The organism is Mesorhizobium sp. M0909 (genome assembly GCF_040319515.1).
GTDB lineage: Bacteria > Pseudomonadota > Alphaproteobacteria > Rhizobiales > Rhizobiaceae > Mesorhizobium.
Genome location: NZ_JAMYOA010000004.1, coordinates 333138 through 354525, shown reverse-complemented (window position 1 = coordinate 354525; position 21388 = coordinate 333138). Strand labels below are relative to the sequence as shown.

General features: G+C 61.8%; 19 protein-coding genes. 13 read left to right on the top strand and 6 right to left on the bottom strand.

Going from position 1 to position 21388, the window contains the following annotated elements; genetic code table 11:
- The first annotated feature begins 251 nt into the window (after window positions 1–251).
- The 4 genes from NKH83_RS08455 to NKH83_RS08440 all read left to right on the top strand — a co-directional run bounded on the left by NKH83_RS08455 (window position 252) and on the right by NKH83_RS08440 (window position 5667).
- Window positions 252–2201 carry a PrkA family serine protein kinase gene (locus tag NKH83_RS08455; protein WP_254815786.1) on the top strand — a complete coding sequence of 650 codons (1950 nt, stop codon included), beginning with the start codon at window positions 252–254 and terminating at the stop codon, window positions 2199–2201.
- Between the two features lie 19 nt (window positions 2202–2220).
- A complete protein-coding gene (locus NKH83_RS08450) occupies window positions 2221–3543 on the top strand; it encodes a YeaH/YhbH family protein (RefSeq protein WP_352476946.1) in 1323 nt (440 codons plus the stop codon).
- A complete protein-coding gene (locus tag NKH83_RS08445; protein ID WP_352803221.1) occupies window positions 3543–5081 on the top strand; it encodes a SpoVR family protein in 1539 nt (512 codons plus the stop codon). Before NKH83_RS08450 ends, NKH83_RS08445 begins: the two co-directional genes overlap by 1 nt.
- A gap of 94 nt (window positions 5082–5175) precedes the next feature.
- Window positions 5176–5667 (top strand): DUF1772 domain-containing protein, encoded by a 492-nt coding sequence (locus NKH83_RS08440; RefSeq protein ID WP_352476945.1) that lies wholly within the window; start codon window positions 5176–5178, stop codon window positions 5665–5667.
- 67 nt (window positions 5668–5734) lie between these two features.
- Here NKH83_RS08440 and NKH83_RS08435 read toward each other — a convergent pair whose 3' ends face one another.
- Both NKH83_RS08435 and NKH83_RS08430 read right to left on the bottom strand, forming a co-directional pair.
- The gene (locus NKH83_RS08435; RefSeq protein ID WP_023720508.1) at window positions 5735–5980 is read right to left on the bottom strand and encodes a hypothetical protein; all 246 of its coding nucleotides are present in this window, start codon (window positions 5978–5980) and stop codon (window positions 5735–5737) included.
- A gap of 49 nt (window positions 5981–6029) precedes the next feature.
- Window positions 6030–8030 carry a protein-L-isoaspartate(D-aspartate) O-methyltransferase gene (locus NKH83_RS08430; RefSeq protein WP_352476944.1) on the bottom strand — a complete coding sequence of 667 codons (2001 nt, stop codon included), beginning with the start codon at window positions 8028–8030 and terminating at the stop codon, window positions 6030–6032.
- Window positions 8031–8334: 304 nt separating this feature from the next.
- Between NKH83_RS08430 and NKH83_RS08425 the strand changes: the two genes are divergently transcribed.
- A complete protein-coding gene (locus tag NKH83_RS08425) occupies window positions 8335–10746 on the top strand; it encodes a phosphoketolase family protein (RefSeq protein ID WP_352803216.1) in 2412 nt (803 codons plus the stop codon).
- Complete coding sequence (locus NKH83_RS08420) at window positions 10746–11927, top strand: acetate/propionate family kinase (RefSeq protein ID WP_352477097.1); 1182 nt, start codon at window positions 10746–10748, stop codon at window positions 11925–11927. The genes NKH83_RS08425 and NKH83_RS08420 overlap by 1 nt, the downstream gene beginning before the upstream one ends.
- 34 nt (window positions 11928–11961) lie before the next feature.
- Here the strand turns inward: NKH83_RS08420 and NKH83_RS08415 are convergent, their stop codons facing one another.
- Together NKH83_RS08415 and NKH83_RS08410 are read right to left on the bottom strand one after the other, a co-directional pair.
- Window positions 11962–13044, bottom strand: coding sequence for a sensor histidine kinase (locus tag NKH83_RS08415; protein WP_352476942.1), 1083 nt, complete (start codon window positions 13042–13044; stop codon window positions 11962–11964).
- Between the two features lie 130 nt (window positions 13045–13174).
- Window positions 13175–13390, bottom strand: a complete 216-nt coding sequence (locus NKH83_RS08410) for a KTSC domain-containing protein (RefSeq protein WP_352476940.1) — start codon at window positions 13388–13390, stop codon at window positions 13175–13177.
- Between the two features lie 128 nt (window positions 13391–13518).
- Between NKH83_RS08410 and NKH83_RS08405 the strand changes: the two genes are divergently transcribed.
- Window positions 13519–14136 carry an alpha-ketoglutarate-dependent dioxygenase AlkB gene (locus NKH83_RS08405; protein ID WP_352803211.1) on the top strand — a complete coding sequence of 206 codons (618 nt, stop codon included), beginning with the start codon at window positions 13519–13521 and terminating at the stop codon, window positions 14134–14136.
- Between the two features lie 42 nt (window positions 14137–14178).
- Here NKH83_RS08405 and NKH83_RS08400 read toward each other — a convergent pair whose 3' ends face one another.
- Window positions 14179–14643 carry an NUDIX hydrolase gene (locus NKH83_RS08400; protein WP_352476938.1) on the bottom strand — a complete coding sequence of 155 codons (465 nt, stop codon included), beginning with the start codon at window positions 14641–14643 and terminating at the stop codon, window positions 14179–14181.
- Window positions 14644–14768: 125 nt separating this feature from the next.
- Here NKH83_RS08400 and ku point away from each other — a divergent pair, with 125 nt between their 5' ends.
- The 4 genes from ku to NKH83_RS08380 all read left to right on the top strand — a co-directional run bounded on the left by ku (window position 14769) and on the right by NKH83_RS08380 (window position 18084).
- Window positions 14769–15602 carry a non-homologous end joining protein Ku gene (gene ku, locus NKH83_RS08395; protein WP_352476937.1) on the top strand — a complete coding sequence of 278 codons (834 nt, stop codon included), beginning with the start codon at window positions 14769–14771 and terminating at the stop codon, window positions 15600–15602.
- A gap of 93 nt (window positions 15603–15695) precedes the next feature.
- Entirely contained in the window at window positions 15696–17096 is a 1401-nt protein-coding gene (locus NKH83_RS08390) for a PAS domain-containing HWE histidine kinase family protein (protein ID WP_352476936.1), read from the top strand.
- A 69-nt stretch (window positions 17097–17165) separates the two neighbouring features.
- A complete protein-coding gene (locus NKH83_RS08385) occupies window positions 17166–17537 on the top strand; it encodes an avidin/streptavidin family protein (protein WP_352476935.1) in 372 nt (123 codons plus the stop codon).
- Window positions 17538–17667: 130 nt separating this feature from the next.
- Window positions 17668–18084, top strand: a complete 417-nt coding sequence (locus NKH83_RS08380) for an HD domain-containing protein (RefSeq protein ID WP_352476934.1) — start codon at window positions 17668–17670, stop codon at window positions 18082–18084.
- 31 nt (window positions 18085–18115) lie between these two features.
- Here NKH83_RS08380 and NKH83_RS08375 read toward each other — a convergent pair whose 3' ends face one another.
- Window positions 18116–18526, bottom strand: coding sequence for a DUF427 domain-containing protein (locus tag NKH83_RS08375; RefSeq protein ID WP_352476933.1), 411 nt, complete (start codon window positions 18524–18526; stop codon window positions 18116–18118).
- A gap of 178 nt (window positions 18527–18704) precedes the next feature.
- Here NKH83_RS08375 and NKH83_RS08370 point away from each other — a divergent pair, with 178 nt between their 5' ends.
- The gene (locus tag NKH83_RS08370) at window positions 18705–19520 is read left to right on the top strand and encodes an endonuclease/exonuclease/phosphatase family protein (protein ID WP_302893445.1); all 816 of its coding nucleotides are present in this window, start codon (window positions 18705–18707) and stop codon (window positions 19518–19520) included.
- Window positions 19521–19583: 63 nt separating this feature from the next.
- Complete coding sequence (locus NKH83_RS08365) at window positions 19584–20984, top strand: phospholipase D family protein (RefSeq protein WP_352803202.1); 1401 nt, start codon at window positions 19584–19586, stop codon at window positions 20982–20984.
- The last annotated feature ends 404 nt before the right edge of the window (window positions 20985–21388 follow it).

Here is a 21388-nt window from a genome sequence, read left to right as displayed (position 1 = left end):
ACAACCGGAAAGGACCCGAACCGTTCCTCCGTCTTGTTGGATGTCGCCCGCAGGACGTGGTGCGATTCAGGATTTTGTGCCGCGAGCAGGACGTTCCACGCCTTGTCTGCACTCAGGATGCCCTTATCTAGACTCTTATCGTTCGGTCACATGCACTCTCTGCGAAGTGAAGGGAACCACAAGGGCTTTCCAACATTTGGTTGTTCAAGAGACAAACATGCAGCCACATCGGCTCCGGGGCTAGGAATACCATGCGTGAGAATCAATCCGACGTCTTCGATCTGTTTTCCGAGGTTTACAAGAATGCGGCGCAGGAGGAGATAAGCCTCCAGCAATATCTGCTTGCCTGCCGCGAGGACAAGTCGATGTACGCTTCGGCGCCCGAGCGGATGGTCGAGGCGATCGGCGAGCCGACCTTTGTCGATACCAGCAAGGACGAGCGGCTCGGCCGTATTTTTTCGAACCGGACGATTAAGATCTATCCGACCTTCGCCGACTTTTACGGCATGGAGGATACGATCGAGCGTATCGCCGGTTATTTCCGCTATGCCTCGCAAGGCCTCGAGGAACGCAAGCAGATCCTCTATCTCCTCGGCCCGGTCGGCGGCGGCAAGTCCTCGCTTGCGGAGCAGTTGAAAAGGCTGATGGAGCAGCGTCCGATCTATACGCTGAAGGTCGGCGGCCAGGTCAGCCCGGTCTTCGAATCACCGCTCGGGCTGTTCGATCCCGACCGCATGGGCGACCTTTTGGAGGACAAATACGGCATCGCCCGGCGGCGGCTGACCGGCCTGATCTCGCCCTGGGCGGCCAAGCGTCTCGACGAATTGTCCGGCGACATCTCCAAATTCAGCGTCGTCAAGCTGATGCCGTCCAGGCTTCGCCAGATCGGCATCGCCAAGACCGAGCCGGGCGACGAGAACAACCAGGACGTTTCGGCCCTGGTCGGCAAGGTCGACATCAGGCAGCTGGAAAACTTCAGCCAGTCCGATCCGGACGCCTATTCCTATAGCGGCGGGCTGAACCGGACGACGCAAGGACTGCTCGAATTCGTCGAGATGTTCAAGGCGCCGATCAAGGTGCTGCATCCGCTGCTGACCGCCACCCAGGAAGGCAGCTACAACGGCACCGAGAATTTCGGCGCTTTCCCCTATCAGGGCATCATCGTTGCCCATTCCAACGAATCGGAATGGCTGCAGTTCAAGAACAACAAGAACAACGAGGCGTTCCTCGACCGCATCCTGGTGGTCAAGGTGCCGTATTGCCTGCGCGTAACCGAAGAGCGGCAGATCTACGAGAAGCTGTTGCGCGAAAGCGAATTGGCTAACAGCCCCTGCGCTCCGGAAGTGCTCGACATCCTCAGCCGGTTCACCGTCTCGACCCGCCTGGCCGAACACGACAATTCGCCGCTCTATACCAAGATGCGCGTCTATGACGGCGAGAACCTCAAGGAAACCGATCCCAAGGCGAAGTCGGTCCAGGAGTACCGAAACGCGGCCGGTGTCGATGAAGGCATGACCGGCGTCAGCACCCGCTTCGCCTTCAAAATCCTGTCGCAGACCTTCAACTACGACACCGAAGAGGTGGCCGCCGATCCGGTGCATCTGATGTACATCCTGGAAGAGGCGATCAAGCGCGAGCAGTTCCCGAAGGAAACAGAGGCGGACTATCTCGATTTCATAAAGTCGGAGCTGGCCACCCGTTATGCCGAGTTCATCGGCCACGAGATCCAGAAGGCCTATCTGGAATCCTACAGCGAATACGGCCAGAACCTGTTCGACCGCTACATCGCCTATGCCGATGCCTGGATCGAGGATCAGGACTACAAGGATACCGATACCGGCCAGATCCTCAATCGCGAGGTTTTGGACAACGAACTGTCGCAGGTCGAAAAGCCGGCCGGCATCGCCAATCCCAAGGACTTCCGCAACGAAGTGGTGAAGTTCACGCTGCGCGCGCGGGCCAGAAACCATGGCCGCAACCCGTCATGGACAAGCTATGAAAAGCTGCGCGAAGTCATCGAGAAGCGGATGTTCGGGCAGGTCGAGGATCTGCTGCCGGTGATCAGCTTCGGCTCCAAGCAGGACAGCGTGACGGAGAAGCGGCATACCGAATTCGTGCAGCGGATGATCCAGCGCGGTTACACCGAACGCCAGGTTCGCCGGCTGGTGGACTGGTACATGCGGGTGAACAAGGCGGGTTGAAGCCAGCCCGGGGTAATATATGCCGATCTTCATCGATCGCCGACTGAACCCGAAGGACAAAAGCCTCGGCAATCGGCAGCGTTTCCTGCGGCGGGCGCGCGAAGAGTTGAAGCGCACCATCCGCGATCAGATTCGCACCGGCAAGATCGCCGATGTGGACGCCGAGCATGCCGTTTCGATGCCGGCGCGGGGCACCGGCGAGCCGAGTTTCAACGATGCCAGGAACAGCGGCAGCCGCCAGCACGTCCTGCCCGGCAACAAGCATTTCTCCCCAGGCGACCGGCTGCCCAAGCCCGGCCAGGGCGGCGGCATGGGGTCCGCACCGGGGAGAACCGAATCGGAGGACGATTTCCGTTTCGTGCTGTCGCGCGAAGAGGTGCTCGACCTCTTTTTCGAAGACCTCGAACTGCCTGACATGGTCAAGCTCAACCTCAAGGAGATCCTCGCCTTCAAGCCGCGCCGGGCCGGCTTCGCCGCGACCGGCTCGCCGACCAACATCAATGTCGGGCGCACGATGCGCAACAGCCATGGCCGCCGCATAGCGCTCAGGCGTCCCAAGCAGGAGGACCTCGATGCGATCGCGCAGGAGATTGCGTCGCTGGAGGCGAAGCCGCAAAACGTCGAGATGCGCCAGCGCATCGTGGCGCTGCAGGAAGAGTTCGATCGACTGGAGCGTCGCCGCAAGCGGATCGCCTATGTCGACCCGGTCGATATCCGCTTCAACCGCTTCGACGCCCAGCCGGTGCCGAACGCCAACGCGGTGATGTTCTGCCTCATGGACGTGTCCGGTTCGATGGGCGAACGCGAGAAGGATCTGGCCAAGCGCTTCTTCGTGCTGCTGCACCTGTTCCTGAAGCGGCGCTACGACCGGACCGAGGTGGTCTTCATCCGCCACACCCACGAGGCGCAGGAGGTCGACGAGGAAACCTTCTTCTACAACACCCAGAGCGGCGGTACGGTGGTTTCCACCGCGCTCGAGGAGATGCACCGCATCGTCGAGCAACGCTATCCCAGCCGCGAATGGAACATCTATGTCGCCCAGGCCTCGGACGGTGACAATTTCGTCACCGATTCCGAGCGCTGCATCGCCCTGCTCGACGAACAGATCATGCGGCTGTGCCAGTATTTCGCCTATGTCGAGATCCTCGACGAGCGCGAGAGCCACATCTTCGGCGCTACCGACAACGGCACGTCGCTATGGCGTGCCTACAGTGCGGTCAAGCTGAGATGGTCGAACTTCCAGATGAGCCGCATCGCCACCGCGGCCGACATCTACCCGGTTTTCCGCCAGCTCTTCGCCAGACAGCCGGGCTATCAAAAGAGCGGTGAAAGAGGGGGCTGATGGCGAGCAGATCCGGGCTGCTGTTTTCCGGTTCCGACTGGGATTTCAGGACGCTGTCGCGCGCCTACGAGACCATCGAGGCGATCGCCACCGAAGAGCTCCACCTCGACACCTATCCGGTACAGATGGAGATCATCTCGTCCGAACAGATGCTCGACGCCTATTCCTCGGTCGGCATGCCGCTGATGTACCGGCACTGGTCCTTCGGCAAGCACTACCTCTACCAGGAACTGCTCTATCGCAAAGGCGGGCGAGGGCTCGCCTATGAACTCGTCATCAATTCGAATCCCTGCATCGTCTATCTGATGGAGGAAAACACCATGGCCCTCCAGGCCCTGGTGACGGCGCACGCAGCACTCGGCCATAACCATTTCTTCAAGAACAATTATCTATTCCGGCAGTGGACGGACGCCGGCGCCATCCTCAGCTATCTGGACTTCGCCAAGGGCTACATTGCCCGCTGCGAGGAGCGGCATGGCGTCGATGCGGTGGAAGAGATCCTCGATGCCGCACACGCGCTGATGGAACAGGGCGTGTTCAGATATCACCGGCCGCCGAAGCTGTCGTCGGAAAAGCAGCGCGAGGGCCTTCGCGAGCGCCTGGAATACGAGGAGCGCTCCTATAACGATCTGTGGCGCACGCTGCCGCCGTCCAAGGACGGCACCAAGGTCCGCGAGACGGACACCATGGCGGAGCGCAAGAAATCGCTCAAGCTGCCCGAGGAGAACCTGCTTTATTTCCTCGAGAAGAACAGCCTGATCCTGGAACCGTGGCAGCGTGAGGTTATCCGGATTGTCCGCGTTATCGCGCAGTATTTCTATCCACAGCGCCAAACGCAGGTGATGAACGAGGGCTGCGCCACCTTCGTGCATTACACGCTGATGAACCTTTTGTTCGACCGCGGGCTGATCGGCGAAGGTGCCATGCTGGACATCCTGCGCAACCATTCGAACGTGATCTTCCAGCCGGGCTTCGACGATCCGCGCTTTTCCGGTATCAACCCTTACGCGCTGGGTCTCGACATGATGCAGGACATCCAGCGCATCTCGACCGCGCCGACGGCCGAGGACCGCGACTGGTTCCCCGATATCGCCGGCAACGGCGACTGGCGCCAGACCTTGCTGGACGCCTGGGCCAACCATCGCGACGAGTCCTTCATCCGCCAATATCTGAGCCCTACCCTGATACGGAAATGGCGGTTCTTTGTGCTTGCCGACGCTGCCAACGACCCCCATTACGAAGTCGCCTCGATACACAATGAGCGCGGCTACGAGAGTATCCGCAGCGCACTCGCCCACAGCTACGACATCGGCGCCAGCCGGCCGGACATCCAGGTGGTGGATGTGGACCTGCTCGGCGACCGGCATCTGCGCCTGCAGCACAAGGTCAAGGACGGCATCGTGCTGGAAGGCGGCAGCCGCGACGCCACGCTGCGCCACATCCGCAAGCTCTGGGGCTACGAGGTCAGCATGGTCGCGGTCGACGCGCAGACCGGCGCCAGGCTCCACGAACGCTCGACCAGCCAGATCGGGGAATGACCGAACAGCCTGCCGGCGAAGTCGGGCGCCTTTTCAGGATCACCAACCACCCTATCTACGCGCGCACCACGAGCGCATGGTCGGGAGCAGGAACATGCGCGCATTGACGATCGCCACGCTTCTGTTGGTCGCCGTCTCGATGGCGCTCTCGCTCGCGCACGCTTTGGAATTGCCCGGCAAGTTGCGCCTCAAGGAGGCCACCTACAGATCAGTGCAGGCGATCTACTATCCCGGCTTCACGATCGGCGGGTTCGCCGAGATCGGCGGCATCATTGCACTCGCCGTCCTGCTTTACCTGACGCCCTATCCAAGCGCCCGATTCTGGTGGACCTTGGCGGCGCTTGTCTCATTGCTGGCGGAGCACGCGACCTATTGGTTGGTCACCCACCCCGTCAATAATTTCTGGGTGCAAGACACTGTCCTGCCGAAATCCGCCGCGACGTTTTTTTCAATGTTCTCTCGAAAGCAGACCGGCGACTGGAGAGATTTGCGCAACGTCTGGGAGGCTTCGCATGTGGTCAGGGCAGGCCTGGCAATGCTGAGCCTCGTCTCAATTGCTGTCGCCGCGACATTTTTTGCCGAATAGCCCCAGGGATTAAGGTCAAGGGACGGACCCGGCATCGTATTGTCTTAACGTCAAGCGATCCGGCCGTTCAGCGGTCGGCGCGATGCTTGTTGTGGGCGCTTTCCTGGTGCTCGCCGCGGATGATGTTGCGATCGTCGGGATCGGCAATATCCTTCGGGTCCGATCTGAGCTCGGCACCGCGCCGGAACGCCTCGCGCTCTTGCCTGGTCTTTTTCAAATCCGCTTCCGCGTCGAAATCCTTGCCGGCGTTTTTCGTGTTCTCGCGCTCTTCGATGATGCGCAATTGCTGCTCATGAGTCTTCTTTCCGGCCATTGGTGACCTCCTTCCTTTGGATTTTCCGCTTCCCCAAGTTCCAGATTCGCTACAGCCCGAAAGGGTAAGTCTCGGGAAGGCCTGTCCCCGCATGCTCCGGCCCAAGCGGCGTCACGGCATTGGTCTCATCGAACCAGACGAAAGCATCGAACTGGCGGGCGAGCGAGGCGTCCGCATAGTGGCTGTGCAGCTCGGTCTCGGGCCGATAGATGACGCCGATAAAGCGTTCCAGCCGGCGCTCCAGAAGCCGTTGGCGCAGCGTGTCGTCGCGCTCGAAATCGAGCAGGAAAGGCGAGACGGCGCTGTCGTGGCAAAGCCGCTCATAGCTGTCGTTGTGGGAAGGCCGAACCGGTTTCACTTCCATGTCGCCGTCCCAGTCGGTGGCAGCGGCCACCGTCCCGGAATGCGTACTGAGCCCAATCAAGGCAGCCTCGTCGCCAAGACGCTGGCGGCAGAGCTGGCCGATGTTCAATTCGTCCCTGACGATCCCCATCTCGGTATAGCGGGCATCGCCAATATGGGAATTATGCGCCCACACCACCGCCTTGGCGTTCGGGCCGCGGGCCTGCAGCAGGTGCTCCAGCGTTTCGAACATGTGGGTGTCGCGCAGGTTCCAGGATTGCGCGCCACCATAATACATGGTGCGGTAATAGCGCTCGGCGGAGGCGACCAGGCGGGCGTTCTGGGTGGCGTCGAGGAAATCGAACCCGTCCTGCTGCGCATAATCGAGCTCTCTGGCAAGCAGTTCCCGGCATTGCTCAAGCACGGCCTTCTCGCATTTCTGGTAACCGGAAGTGAGTGCGACACGGCCATAGGTGGCCGGGTCGTTCTGCCACGGAGTCAGGCAGCCGTAGCGTTCGCGTGCGATCCTTGCCGCCTGCGGATCGACCCGGTCGAGATATTGCAGGACCGCCGCGATCGACCCGCCCATATTGTAGATGTCGAGGCCATAGAACCCGGCCCGCCGGGAGGATATCCTGATCCGCTCATTATGCTCTCGCATCCAGTCGACGAACGCCGCGACGTCGGTGTTGCGCCACATCCAGGTGGGAAAGCGCTGGAACGGCGGATCGGCGCCCGGCCGTGGTGGCCGGTGGCGGACGTAACGGTCGATCGCCGCGGCATCGGGCCAGTCGGCCTCGACCGCGACGATGGTGAAGCCATGCTTCTCGATCAGCCTGCGCGTGATCGCCGCGCGCGCACGATAGAACTCCGACGTGCCGTGGCTGGCTTCGCCGAGCAAGACGACGCGGCGGTCGGCAAACCGGTCGAACAGCGCACCGAAGGCCGGATCGTCGAAATCCGGAAGCGGTTCGGCGGCGGCCGCTATCATCTGCGGCAGGCTGCTCCTGCGCTGATGCCGGTGCGGAAGATCGGCCGCTATCTGGCTGTCGCTGCCTGGCTCGCCCCAGCCTTGCTCGCCGATCAGCGGAACAAACCGCACGCCGCCGAAATCCTCCTCGGTGTAAGTTGCTGCGCCGGTCCGGGTGACCTTGAGCAGGCGCTGCGCGTCGAATTCGTCGCCGACCGGGATGATAAGCCGGCCGGCGACGTCGAGCTGTTCCTGCAGAGCGAGCGGTGCGCCGGGGCCAGCGGCGGCAACCAGGATCGCATCGAAGGGTGCAGCCTCTGGCCAGCCCTTGGTGCCGTCGCCGGTGCGGACTGCGATATTGTCGTAGCCAAGCTTTTTAAACCGCTGCCTTGCCGTTGCAGCCAACGCGGCGTGGCGCTCGATGGTGTAGACACGTTCGACGATCCGGCTCATTACGGCAGCCGCATAGCCCGAGCCGGTGCCGATCTCGAGAACATGGTCACCGGCTCCGACCTCGGCCATTTCGATCATCAACGCAACGATATAGGGCTGCGATATCGTCTGACCTTCGGCGATCGGCAGCGGCCCGTCCTCATAGGCAAATTCTTCAAAACCGGGCTCGACGAAAGCCTCGCGCGGGACCTCGCGCATCGCCTGAAGGACATTGCGGTCGCGAATGCCACGGCGGCTTAGGTGAATGTCGACCATCTGGTTGCGGGCATGGGAGAGATCGAGCATTTTTTGCTCCTCCTACGGGCCTCCGCCACAATCGCCCAAGCTGCTCAACGGCACTTTGGCCAGTCGATGTCCCGGGGGCCTCGGCAGTCCCCTTGGATTCATGCAATGCGGTGCATCTTCCTAACCGTTGGCAAGCCCCGAGGTTCCTCAAAAGACCGACCCGCTTTTTGTCGGGCGAGGCGGATTGCAGGATCGGCGAGCGGGAGCTGGCCGCGCCCGCCCAAACTTATTTCGAGGCAAATCCTTTCTCCGAGGCGACGCCACTCCAGATAACGACGGACGAGGGTATTCCGGAGGCATTTCCATGAACGACGAGGCCCGCACCACTGCGCAAACAACCGGCCTTGACCAGATGGATCTGATGGACCGCTACTGGCGCGCCGCGAACTACATTTCGGTTGGCCAGATCTATCTGCTCGACAATCCGCTCTTGCGCGAGCCCTTGCGGCCCGAGCACATCAAGCCACGGCTGCTCGGCCATTGGGGCACGACGCCCGGCCTCAATTTCATCTATGTGCATCTGAACCGGATCATCCGTGAACGTGGTCTCGATGTTCTTTTCATCTGCGGGCCGGGTCACGGCGGCCCGGCAATGGTCGCGAACACCTGGCTCGAGGGCACCTACAGCGAAATTTATCCCGAGATCGGCAGGGATGAAGACGGCCTGCGAAAGCTGTTCCGGCAGTTCTCGTTCCCCGGTGGTGTGCCGAGCCACGCTGCCCCGGAGACACCCGGCTCGATCCACGAAGGCGGAGAGCTCGGCTATGCGCTGGTCCATGCCTTCGGCGCCGCCTTCGACAATCCGAACCTTGTGGTTGCCTGCGTCGTCGGCGACGGCGAAGCCGAGACCGGCCCGCTCGCCGCGGCCTGGCATTCCAACAAGTTCCTGAACCCGGCATCCGACGGTGCCGTCCTGCCGATCCTGCATCTCAACGGCTACAAGATCGCCAGCCCCACGATCCTCGGCCGTATGGAAGACGAGGCGTTGCGCAGCCTGTTCCTCGGCTATGGCTACGAAACCTTTTTCGTGGAAGGCCACGAGCCTGCCCCGATGCATCGGGAGATGGCCCGCACGCTCGATACCGTGCTCGACCGGATCCACTCCATCCAGGAGCCTGCACGAGCCGCGGGCTGGAAGGGAGAGCGGCCGCTGTGGCCGATGATCGTGCTGCGCAGCCCAAAGGGCTGGACCGGGCCGAAAGAGGTCGACGGCAGACGAGTCGAGGATTTCTGGCGCTCGCACCAGGTCCCGGTGTCGAACGCACGCGGCGATGCGGCGCACCGCCAGATCCTCGAAGACTGGATGCGCAGCTACGAACCGAAGACGCTGTTCGATGAAGGCGGGCATCTCCTGGCGGAGCTCGCGGCGCTGGCGCCCACAGGGCCAAGACGCATGGGCGCAATCCCCTACGCCAATGGCGGCCTGCTGAAGCAAGACCTCGTGCTTCCCGACTGGAAAGGCCTGGCGCTCGACGTACCGCGTCCGGGCGGCACTGTTGGGGAGGCAACGCGGACCGTGGGGAGCTATCTTCGCGACGTGATCCGCTTGAACGCCGAGGCCAGGAATTTCCGGCTGATGGGACCCGACGAGACGTCCTCGAACCGCCTCGACGACGTGTTCGAGGTTACGGACCGGGTCTGGATGGAGCGGATCGAGCCTTACGACGTTCATCTTTCCCGCGGCGGCCGCGTCATGGAAGTGCTCAGCGAGCACCTTTGCCAAGGCTGGCTGGAGGGCTATCTGCTGACCGGCCGCCACGGCCTGTTCTCGTGCTACGAGGCGTTCGTCCACATCGTCGATTCCATGGTCAACCAGCACGCCAAATGGCTGAAGACCTCCGGCGAACTTGCCTGGCGCAAGCCGATCGCCTCGCTAAACTACCTGCTGACCTCGCATGTCTGGCGGCAAGATCACAACGGCTTCAGCCATCAGGATCCGGGCTTTGCCGATTTCGTCGCCAACAAGAAGGCCGACACGGTAAGGCTCTATTTCCCGCCGGATGCAAACACGCTGCTGTGGATCACCGACCATTGCCTGAAAACCTACAACCGCATCAACGTCATCGTCGCCGGCAAGCAGCTGGCGCCGCAATGGCTGTCCGCCGAGGACGCGGAAGCGCACTGCAAGGCCGGCGCGGGCATCTGGGAATGGGCCGGGACGGTTGCCAAGGGCGAAGATCCGGATGTGGTCCTGGCTTGCGCCGGCGACGTGCCGACGCTGGAGACGCTTGCCGCAGCCGACATCCTGCGCTCGGGCGTTCCGGACCTGAAGATCCGCGTCGTCAATGTCGTCGACCTGATGATTTTGCAGTCGAATTCCGAACATCCGCATGGCTTTGCCGACGACAGATTCGACGCGCTGTTCACCAAGGCCAAGCCGGTCATCTTCGCCTATCACGGCTACCCCTATCTCATTCACCGTCTGACCTATCGGCGCGCCAACCACGACAACATGCATGTGCATGGCTTTCGCGAGGAAGGCACGACGACGACGCCGTTCGATATGGTCGTGCTTAACCAGCTCGACCGCTATCATCTGGCGCTCGCCGCGATCGCGCGTGTGCCGGGGCTGGCCGAGCGGGCGAAGGAGCTTGCCGCGGCGCTGCATGGGAAATTAGCTGAGCACAAGGCCTATGTCCGCGAACATGGCGAGGACATGCCCGAGATCCAGAAATGGTCCTGGCCACAGGACGGCGCGACAAGGGCCGGCGATTGATGCTACGATCGATCCTTGCGTTGAATGCCGGCTCGTCGAGCATCAAGTTCGGACTTTACGACCTTGCAGCATCCGCCGAGCTGGATCTTGCGTCGCGCGGTTCGCTGGATCTGGGCGATGCGCCAAGGCTGACCGCAAAAGCCGCCGATGGCGAGCTGCAGTGCGATCGGCCACTTGCCGCGGACGCATCGCCCGACATGGGCCTCGGCCAGATGCTGCAATGGATCGAGAACGAACTTGGCGGAAGGAAACTGATCGCCGCCGGCCATCGCATCGTCCATGGCGGACGCGAGTTCGTCGAACCTGTCCGCCTGACGCCGACAGTTATCGAGGCTCTCGACAGGCTGACGCCGCTTGCGCCACTGCACCAGCCGCGCAGCCTCGCACCAATCCGGGCGCTTGCCGCGCTGCGGCCCGACCTGCCGCAGGTCGGATGCTTCGACACGGCCTTCCATAGGACCATCGAGCCTCTGGTCAGCCGTTTTGCGCTGCCGCGCCGCTATGAGGCAGACGGCATCCACCGCTACGGCTTTCACGGGCTTTCCTACGAATATGTCGCGGGCCGGCTCAAGCAGATATCGCCCGATCTGGCGGCGAAAAGAACCATCGTCGCCCATCTCGGCAACGGGGCGAGCCTGTGCGCCATGCGCGACGGGAGAAGCGTCGATACGACGATGGGCTTTTCGGCGCTTGACGGCCTGGTCATGGGCACACGCTGCGGCGCCATCGATCCGGGCGTGCTTTTGTACCTCCTGCTGGAAAGAGGCGTTTCGGGAGAGGCGCTGCAAGACATGCTCTACGAGGAATCCGGCCTGCTCGGCGTGTCCGGCATTTCCGGCGACATGCGCACGCTGGAGGCCAGCGATGACCGCCGGGCGCGCGAAGCGGTGGAGCTTTTCGCCTTCCGCGCCGCCAGGGAAGTTGCCGCCCTCGCCAATACGCTGGGCGGGCTGGAATGCCTGGTCTTCACCGGCGGCATCGGCGAGCACTCTGCCGCGGCCCGCAAAGCGATTTGCGGCAGGCTTGGCTGGCTCGGCGTGGCGATCGACGAAGCCGACAACAGCTCCCATGAAGCGCTCATAAGCCAGGCGGACAGCAAGGTCGAAGTCCGCGTCATCGCAACCGACGAAGAAGGTGTAATCGCCCGCCACACGCGCAAGGTGATCGACGGGCCTGGCTGATGCGGATGGCCTTGAATGGCGCTTGCTCGGCCGGCTACGTCGCGACGGCGGCCGATCTGTTGAACACGATGGTCACCCGCGTTCCTTTGCCGGGGGCACAATCCACCTCGAACCGGGCTTTGGCATTTTCAATCAGCGATTGAGCGATCAACGCGCCGAGCTTGCCGGGTTTCGGCCAGGTCTCGCCTTCGGGCAGGCCGATGCCGTCATCGGCGACTACGATGCGAAAACCGTCTCCGTCGACGACGCTGCGCAGCGTGATCGTCCCGCCTTCGCGACCCAGAAAGGCGTGTTTCAGCGCGTTCGTCAAAAGCTCATTGACCACCAGACCCGTTGGCATCGCCACGTTGATGGACACGGGATAGGTATCGACCTTCATGTCCAGCCGGATGCCCTGCATGGCGTGCGACGTCATCACGGCGGAAGCGATCTGGCTGAGATAGACGCCAAGGTCCACTTCGGCCTTCTGTTCGTCGACCGACAGCGTCTGGTAGAGAATTGCGAGCGCATCGACGCGGCCGGCGAGGCGCTCGAAGCGTTTCTGATCGGGTGACGCCGCACTGCGGGCCTCCAATCTGATGAGAGCCGTGATCATCTGGAGATTGTTCTTCATCCGATGCTGCAACTCGCGCAGCAGCATGTCCTTTTCCCGAATGCGTTGTTCGATGGCCTCGCTGTCGCTTGCCTTGTGCGCGGTAACGTCGACAAGGGCGACCAGTCGAAAGGACCGTCGCCCGCGCTCGTCCTCGATCAGGTTCGAATAGACATCGACGATGGCTGGCGCTGCGGCAGCACGTTGTATCCTGAATGTTCCCGCACGATCGATATCCTCGACGATGGCCCGGGCCAGCGGCCGGTCCTTGTATTCGCTCAAGCCCTCTCCGCTCAGTGCGGCCCAGTTCCAGCGCTCGAGCTCGGCGACGGATACGCCTGACAATTTCTGGAACTCGGAATTGACATAGACGACACGTTCGTCGCCGCTGAGATCGGAAATTGCGATCGCGATCGGCAGCTGGTCGAGAAATCTCTTGAATTGTTCGCTATCCAGCACGCCCGCCAGATGCGGGGTATCGAGCAATTGCTGGAGCTGCTCGGTTTTTTCGACTTCGGCGGGCATTCCAGGCTTTCGATGTTTCCGGTGAAACCATGATCAATATCAGGTCGCTCACCAACTGCGAAGTCCGCTCATTGCCGCGCGGCTACGAATGGCGGAGAGCCGAGATCATGGTTGAGAAGCGTCGGAAGACTCAGCTCGAATGGCTCTGCTCGACCAGATGGTATTTATACCGGTCGCGAATATGTTCGTTGAAGAACCGGCCCTTCGACGAAGCCTTGCGGAACGCGGCGTGGACCTGCGGCGGAACGTCCTCGTAATCATAGCGGTTTCCGCTCGGGACGAACCACACCGAGAGTACCCTCGTCGCCGGCTGGTAGTCGATGTTTCTGATCGCAGTTGAAGGCATCTCGACAGCTCCAATGCTCGGCAGTGCTCCAATCCACGCCATCGTGTGAATAACCCTGCACGGAGAGCGAGGTTCCTTGCTGCCGAAGCAGCCTTGCCGCTACGGGCCGGCTTCACCAAGTACAGTTGATGCCACCGCTCAAGACATCGGCTGCAGCCCGTCAGGGCGATCTCTTTGCCGCCACCGACGACCTGCCGAAAGGATTCCGCTACCGGCCCGAACTGATCACGCCGGACGAGGAAGCAGCGTTGGCAAGCCAGCTCGACGGCCTGCCTTTTCAGCCCTTCGACTTTCACGGCCATCTGGCAAACCGGCGGGTGGTCGGCTTCGGGCTGCGTTACGACTACGACCGGCGCGAAGTCGTCGAAGCACCGCCGATACCCGGCTTTCTGCTGCCGCTCAGGGACAAAGTTGCAGCCTTTGTCCGCCTGCCGGCCGAAACGTTCGTGCAGGTGCTGATCAACGAGTACCGGCCGGGCGCCGGTATCGGCTGGCATCGCGACAAGCCTCATTTCGAAGTGGTCGCCGGCGTTTCGCTGCTGGCCGCCTGCAGCTTCCGCCTGCGCCGGAAAAACGGCACGCGATGGGATCGCAAGACGGTCACCGTCGAGCCAAGATCAGCCTATTTGATGACGGGTGCTGCGCGCAACGAATGGGAGCACAGCATTCCGCCGGTCGCCGAGCACCGCTATTCGATCACATTGCGCACGTTGCGCGCTCAAAATTCGCTTGGGATAGCGCCGTAAGGCAAGCCAGGCGCCGCCCTGAAGTACTGAGCCGATACGATTTCATGGGTCGCCATGCCGACCGGCCAAATCCGCCAGCATGGCGCGCTGGCCTTTCAGTATCTTGAGGTTGGCTTCAGGCAGGGAGAACCAGCCCGCTCTGTCGACTTCGGCAAATTCCTTCATCGAGCCGGACCTTGGCGGCCATTCCATGACGAAGGTGTTGCTGCTTATGGCGTCGCTGTCGAAGTCCGCTTCGACGCACCACGCGACGACGAGCTTGCCGCCCGGCTGCCGGTAGCTGCCAAGGTGTTCGAAAACTCCATCGATGGCGACCCCGAGCTCCTCTTCGGCTTCGCGTTTTGCCGCCGTCAGTTCGTCTTCGTTCTCGTCGACCAGGCCCTTCGGGATCGACCATGCGCCGTCGTCCTTCTTCGCCCAGAATGGGCCGCCGGGATGCACCAGCAGCACCTGAAGTGACCCTCGGCTTTGGCGATAAATGAGCAACCCTGCGCTGCGTTTGGCCATTCCGCTATTCCCCTGACGAAAATGAACCGAATGTTCTCGTCCGGGCCGGCGTACGGACCAGCCTGCCACGGCGGAACGATTTCGGCTCGCAGCCGTTCCGTCCGTTCGGCAAATGAGTGATTGACATGGCGACGCCGCGAGCTGCCTGGAAGGGCTTTATGAAGGTCGGATCGGTTTCCTGTGGCGTCAAGATCATCGGCGCCGTCAGCGAGGCCGAGAAAGTGCATTTCAGGATCCTGAACCGCAAGGACGGTCTCCCGGTCAAGAGCGCTTATATCGACGAGGAGACCGGCGATACGGTGGAGGCTGCCGACCAGGTAAAGGGCTATGAAGTCGAGAAGGGCGAATTCATCCGCATAGAGCCGGACGAAATCAAGAAACTAAAGATGGTATCGCAGCACACGCTCGAGATCGGCGAGTTTGTGCCCACCGCCGAAATCGACGCACGCTACCTCGAAAAGCCCTATTATCTGGTTCCGGCCGACGCGCCCTCCACTGAGGCCTTCGCGGTGATCCGGGACGCCATGGCCAGGAAGAAAGTGGCAGCCCGGTCCTGCGTCGTGCTGTACCAGCGAGGCCGAGAGGTGCTGATCCAGCCGCTGGGCAAGGGCATGGTGATGACGGAATTACGCAACCACAATGAAGTGGTCGCAACCGACGCGGTGTTCGAAGGACTGAAGGCTCGCAAGGTCGATCCCGAGATGCTGGAAATCGCGCAATTGCTGATCGACAAGAAGCCCGCCAAATTCGACCCGTCGAAGTTCGAAGACACTTATGAACAGGCGCTGGTTGCGATGATCGAAGCCAAGCGCAAGGGCAAGAAACCGCCCAAGCCGGCACCTGCGCCGAGGACGAATGTCGTCAACCTCGCCGATATTCTGCGCAGAAGCCTGGCGCAGGAAGGCGGCAAGGCGCCTAACAAAGGCCCGGGAACGGCCGCGAAACGCAGATCAGCCTGAATGTCCGAAAGCGGATCGAACGGAACCGAAAACGCTCGCGCGCATTTAGATGACGTAGCAATCCGTCGGCAAGCCAAGCGGAGCGGGGGACTGGTGGACGTCGTTGAACTAAAGACTGGCGGAATCCCGCAAGTTTCCTCCGCCGATCTGATGCAGGCGTTGCCTGTGGCTGTCTACACCACCGACAGACAAGGCTACGTCACCTTCTTCAATGAAGCCGCTGCCGATCTCTGGGGATATCGTCCGGTTATCGGCCAGGACCGCTGGTGCGGATCATGGAAGCTTCGCCACCTCGACGGACGGCCGATGGCGCACGACGAATGTCCGATGGCCGTTGCCTTGCTGGAGGAGCGGGACGTTCCTGGGGGCCGGGCGATCGCCGAGCGGCCGGACGGCCAGTTCATCCCGTTCAGCGCGCATCCGGTCCTGCTTCGCGATGCGAACGGTGAGGTCGTCGGCGCCATCAACACCTTGCTCGACCTGCGCACCCAGGCACTGGCTGACGACGCCAGCATAAGGCTCGCTGCCATCGTCGAATCTTCGATGGACGCGATCGTGTCGAAAGACCTGAACGGCATTATCACCAGCTGGAACGACGCGGCACAACGCCTGTTCGGCTACACGCCCGCGGAGGCGATCGGTCGCCCAGTGACGATGCTCATCCCGCCCGACCACCTGGATGAGGAGGCCATGATCATCAGCCGCATTCGCGCCGGCGAACGGATTCCTTCATATGAGACTATCCGGCAGCGCAAGGACGGCACCCTGGTTCCGGTTTCGCTCACCATCTCGCCGATACGCGACGGCACTGGGCGTATCGTCGGCGCTTCCAAGATCGCGCGCGACATCAGCCCGCACAAGGACAGCGAACGGCGTATCCGCACACTCATGCGCGAAGTCAACCATCGCGTTAAAAACCAGTATTCGGTGATTGTCTCGATGATCCGCGAGACCAGCAAGCTGGCGGGTACGCCAGAGGCTTTCCTTTCCCAGGTCCGGGAACGCATCATGGCACTTTCGGAATCACACGATCTGCTGGTCGATGCCGAATGGCGTGGCGCGACTATCGGCGAACTAATCCATGCCCAGACCAAGGCCTTCGCGACACAGGCCAGGCTGTCGATGAGCGGGCCGATGATCATGCTGCAGCCGAATGCGGTGCAATATCTCGGCATTGCCTTTCACGAGCTGGCCACCAATTCGGTAAAGCACGGAGCGCTGTCGCGCCTCGACGGGCGGGTCGAGGTCGAATGGACCGTGACGCCAGCCGCCGATGGCAGCGACGGCTTCCGCCTTGTCTGGCGGGAACTGGACGGACCATTGGTCGATGAAAACACGCGACGCGGTTTCGGAACGGTCGTGCTCAAACGCGTCACCCCGCAGGCGCTCAGCGGCACCGGCCGCCTGGAATTTGAGAGGCACGGCATCACCTGGACGCTGGAAGCGCCGCTGCGCTTCGTTCAGATGTCGATGGCTGGCATTGCGGCTGATTGAAGGCCGCTACCGCGGCTTGGAGGCCGTGTGCCAACGTAATCCCTATGGCAGCAATCAGGAGGAGCCGCGATGAGTTGGCTGGGCACCTGGCGGAACCAGTACGGGTCGGTCGTCGAACTGACCAGCGAAGAGGGCGGACGGATCCGCGGAACCTTCAGGACGGCGCTGGAGGACAGCGCCTTCTTCGGCACGACGGTGCCGCTGTTCGGAGCCTGCCATGGAGATGTCATCGGATTCACCTGCGCGGCCGAAGGGCGTGTCGGAGCCGCAGCGGTGAGCTATACCGGCATCCTCAGGGAGGGGAAGCTGGAGATGCTATGGCACACCGTTGCGGATGCCGCTTTGTCGGCGGAAAAGGAAGGGGCGCCGGCCCGAGCCAGGAAACTCCCCGCCTGGCGTGCCTTTGGAACCAGCCTCGACAGTTTTGAACGCGTCTCCTGATTATCGCGCCCGCCACCGCGGCATTCAGCTCGCAAGCGAGGCAGCAGGGTCCCGCGGCGCGTAGGAACTCGCACTGACAATGGCGCGTTGGTGCGCCAGGACATGTGCTGTTCGTTACGGGATCGACCCAATGAGCGTGCTTTATCGCGCAGCGAAAATCGCCGAACAGGCTCATGCCGGGCAGACGGACAAGACAGGGCGGCCTTATATCGAACATTGCCGCCGGGTCGTCGATGCCGTCGAAACGCTCGACCAGAAAGCCATCGCCTATCTTCACGACGTCATCGAAAAAGGCGACGGCTGGAACCGCGACCGGCTTGAGGCGGCCGGGTTCGGGCCGTCCATCGTATCGGCCGTCGACGCACTGACACGGCGGCCGAACGAGGACGATTCCGTGTTCGTTCGCAGGGCTGCGGCCAACCCGCTGGCGTTGCCGGTCAAGCGCGCCGATCTTGTCGACAATCTATGGCAGGCACGGCAGATCGGTGCCTCGACAGAGAAATACGAAGCCGGCCTGCGCATTCTCAGAGAAGAGTTCGCGAGCTGACGGAAGGCTGGCGCCTGTCGCCGATGTGGGTCTATTCGGTGACGTGCGGCGTATGCCGCTTGTCCTCCGCGGGATCGGCCTCAATCCGCGCCCGGCCGGGATCGAACGCGCCGTGGCGGGCGATCGCCAGTGCCGGAGTGTCGGGCGTCTCGTGGGCCCACATGAAGTCTTCTGCCGACGAGCCGACCGCATGAACACGCCAATAGCTTGCCGTGCCCTTCAGCGGGCTGTGGCTCGTTGTGTTCGTCTTCTCCAGAAGGTCGAAATAGATGTCCTCGAAGGGTATGTAGAAGACAGGATCGTGACCGTCTTCGTAGAGCAGCTTTGCCCGCGCGCTCGATGCAATAATGGCGTCGGAGAACCGAACGGTTACGGTTCCATCGAACGGGACAATCCTGAGCGGGCCTGGCTGGGGGGCGGAATTTGCGGCTAAGGGCTGCATTCGACTTCTCCGTAGACTGCGCTGCCCTCCCGAAACGTGTTGTTGCCCGTCAGGGTTCCAGACCGCGCGCCGAGGCCGGTGGTGGAACGGTTTTGCAAGGTTCGTCGTTGTTTCAGACCTCCGCACGCGCCATAATCGCAATGGCCGCCACTCGCCGACTCAACAGCAAATGGATCAGATGCTGGATCGATCGCCTACCCTTCCAAGGTCGCTTGGCGCTGCGCTGCGAAGGGAAGTGCCGCGGTTTACGGCGCCCGGCAATGAAATTTCGTGCACCACGGTTGCATCCTACAATGTGCATAAATGCGTCGGCACCGATGGCAGGTTCGATCCGGAGCGGGTCGCGGCCGTGGTCAAGGAACTCGACGCCGATATCATTGCTTTGCAGGAGGCCGACGAAAGAACCGGAAGCAGGCAGGGTTTGCTCGATCTCGCAGCGCTCGAGCGGGACAGCGACCTCGTCCCCACACATGTCCCGGAAAACCGCCGCAGCCATGGCTGGCACGGAAATCTGATCCTGGCGCGCCGCGGCGTGGTCGAAAGCGTGAACCAGATCCGGCTGCCCGGCCTTGAGCCGCGCGGTGCGGTCATCGCGGATCTGGAGCTGAAGGGCGTCTCGCTCAGGATCATAGCCGCACATTTTGGCCTGCTGCGGCGGTCGCGCTCGCAGCAGGCCAACGCGCTGGTCGAAGCCACGCACCCGGTTCTGCGGCCAACAATCCTGCTTGGCGACCTCAACGAATGGCGCGTCCGCAACAGGTCTTCGCTGCTGGCCCTGCTGCCGCATTTCGGTCCGATCGATGCGGTTCTGCCGAGCTTTCCGTCGCGCTTTCCGCTTTTTGCGCTCGACCGCATCCTGGCCAGGCCGCCGCACCTGATTTCCAGCATCGAGGTGCACAAGACGCCGCTGGCGCAGCGGGCTTCCGATCATCTGCCGATCAAGGCCCGGCTGAACCTGGACGCGATACGGCAGCCACGACTGCAACCAGAATGAACCTGAAGGGTTGTTAGTCAGATTTCAGACGGTTTGCTTCGCTGACGTTTGCCGGTGCACTTGATGGATACAGCCATTTCGCGGTTTGCCCGGGACAAGATCGCGGCCGGCAATACCGGGTTGCTGCTGATCGCCGACAATTATGACGCGTTTGCCGCGCGAATCCTTGCTGCGCGCAGTGCCACAAGCAGCCTCGACCTGATGTATTATCTCTGGCACGACGACCATAGCGGCCGGCTGCTTATGCAGGAGGTCGTCAAGGCGGCGGAGCGCGGTGTCCGCGTCCGAATGCTGCTGGACGATATCAATCCGCGCAACAGCGACGCCGCTTACCTGGCGCTCAACAGCTACAGGAACATCGAGCTGAGGCTCTTCAATCCCAGCGGCATGAGGAACGGCAGCATCTTTCGCTCGCTGGAGATGGTCGCCCGGCTGTTTGCGATGACCCGCCGCATGCACAACAAGGCCTGGATCGCCGATGAGGGCCTGGCCATCGTCGGCGGAAGGAACATCGGCGATGCCTATTTCGACGCTGCCGAGACGAATTTTCGCGATCTCGACCTGTTGCTTCTCGGTCCTGCCGTAGAGCAGACGATGCGTATCTTCGAGGCGTTCTGGAATTGCGAGGCGGCAAAGCCGATTCAGCTGCTCAACCCGGCTGCGGTGGGTTCGCGCGCCGATTTCCTCAACAATCTCGATGCGACCACGGATGGCCAGCTTTTGAACAGCCTCCGTGCCTGGCGCACGATCACGGAGTTCATTGTAGCGCACAGCGACGTCTGCTGGACGAAAGGCGTTCGCGTCATTTCCGATCCGCCGGAAAAGGTGCGCGGCAAGAGGCGCAGGAACTGGCTGACAAAGGAGCTGCTTCCCGCTATCGCGGCGACCAGGCAGCGCCTCGAAATTGTCTCGCCCTATTTCATCCCCAGCCGCACCGGGTTGGCCATCCTGTCGAAGCTGGTGGACCGTGGCGCCGAGGTTGCAATCCTGACCAACTCGCTCGCCGCGACGGACGTCGCCGCCGTGCACGGCGCCTATGCCAAATACCGCCGCAAGCTGCTTAAAAAAGGTATCCAGCTTTTCGAATTGCAGCCCTTCGACCGCCAGGCCAACATCTCCGTTTTCGGCTCAAAGGGAGCCAGCCTGCATACCAAGGCCTTTACGGTCGACGACACGCTGGGGTTTGTCGGTTCCTTCAATTTCGATCCGCGTTCGGTGTCGTTGAATGCGGAAATGGGCGTGCTTTTCCACGATATCAATCTGGTAATGGAGTTGCGCCGGCTGTTCGAGCACGAAAAGTCACCGCAGACGAGCTACCAGCTGGTCCTGGACAAAGGCGCCTTGCGGTGGCTCGGCTTGGCGGATGGCGAGATGCGGCAATATTCGCGTGAACCGGAGGCCAGTCTCTATCGGCGCATCATTGCAGCGCTGGTTGGGTGCCTGCCGATCGAATCGCAATTGTAGAAGTGACGGATTCGTCGGAACGGAATTCTTTGTCGGAACGGAACTCGGGGATCACGAGTTGTAACCGTTGTCCGGAGCATGCCGATGAAGACCACGCTATACAGTTTTCTTGCTGAGCTCTTGCCGTTCTGGATGGCGCATAAACGCAAAATGCGCGCCGACCGTGTCGCTGAGCGGCCGACACGATCTGCCGCAGGTGACGATGTTCGGCCGTCAGGCGACCCGAACCGCGCAACACCGGCGCGACGGCGCGACGCGTCTTAGGGATACCTGCAAATTACACCCCCGCCCCAAATGTCTGGTTAGCGGCATTCTGCGACGCCAAATGATTTCCCTTGACTGCAAAGCTCTAGCTTTGGCGATCACGCTATCGTTAAGTATCGCTGTTTGAAATTCGGCGTTGC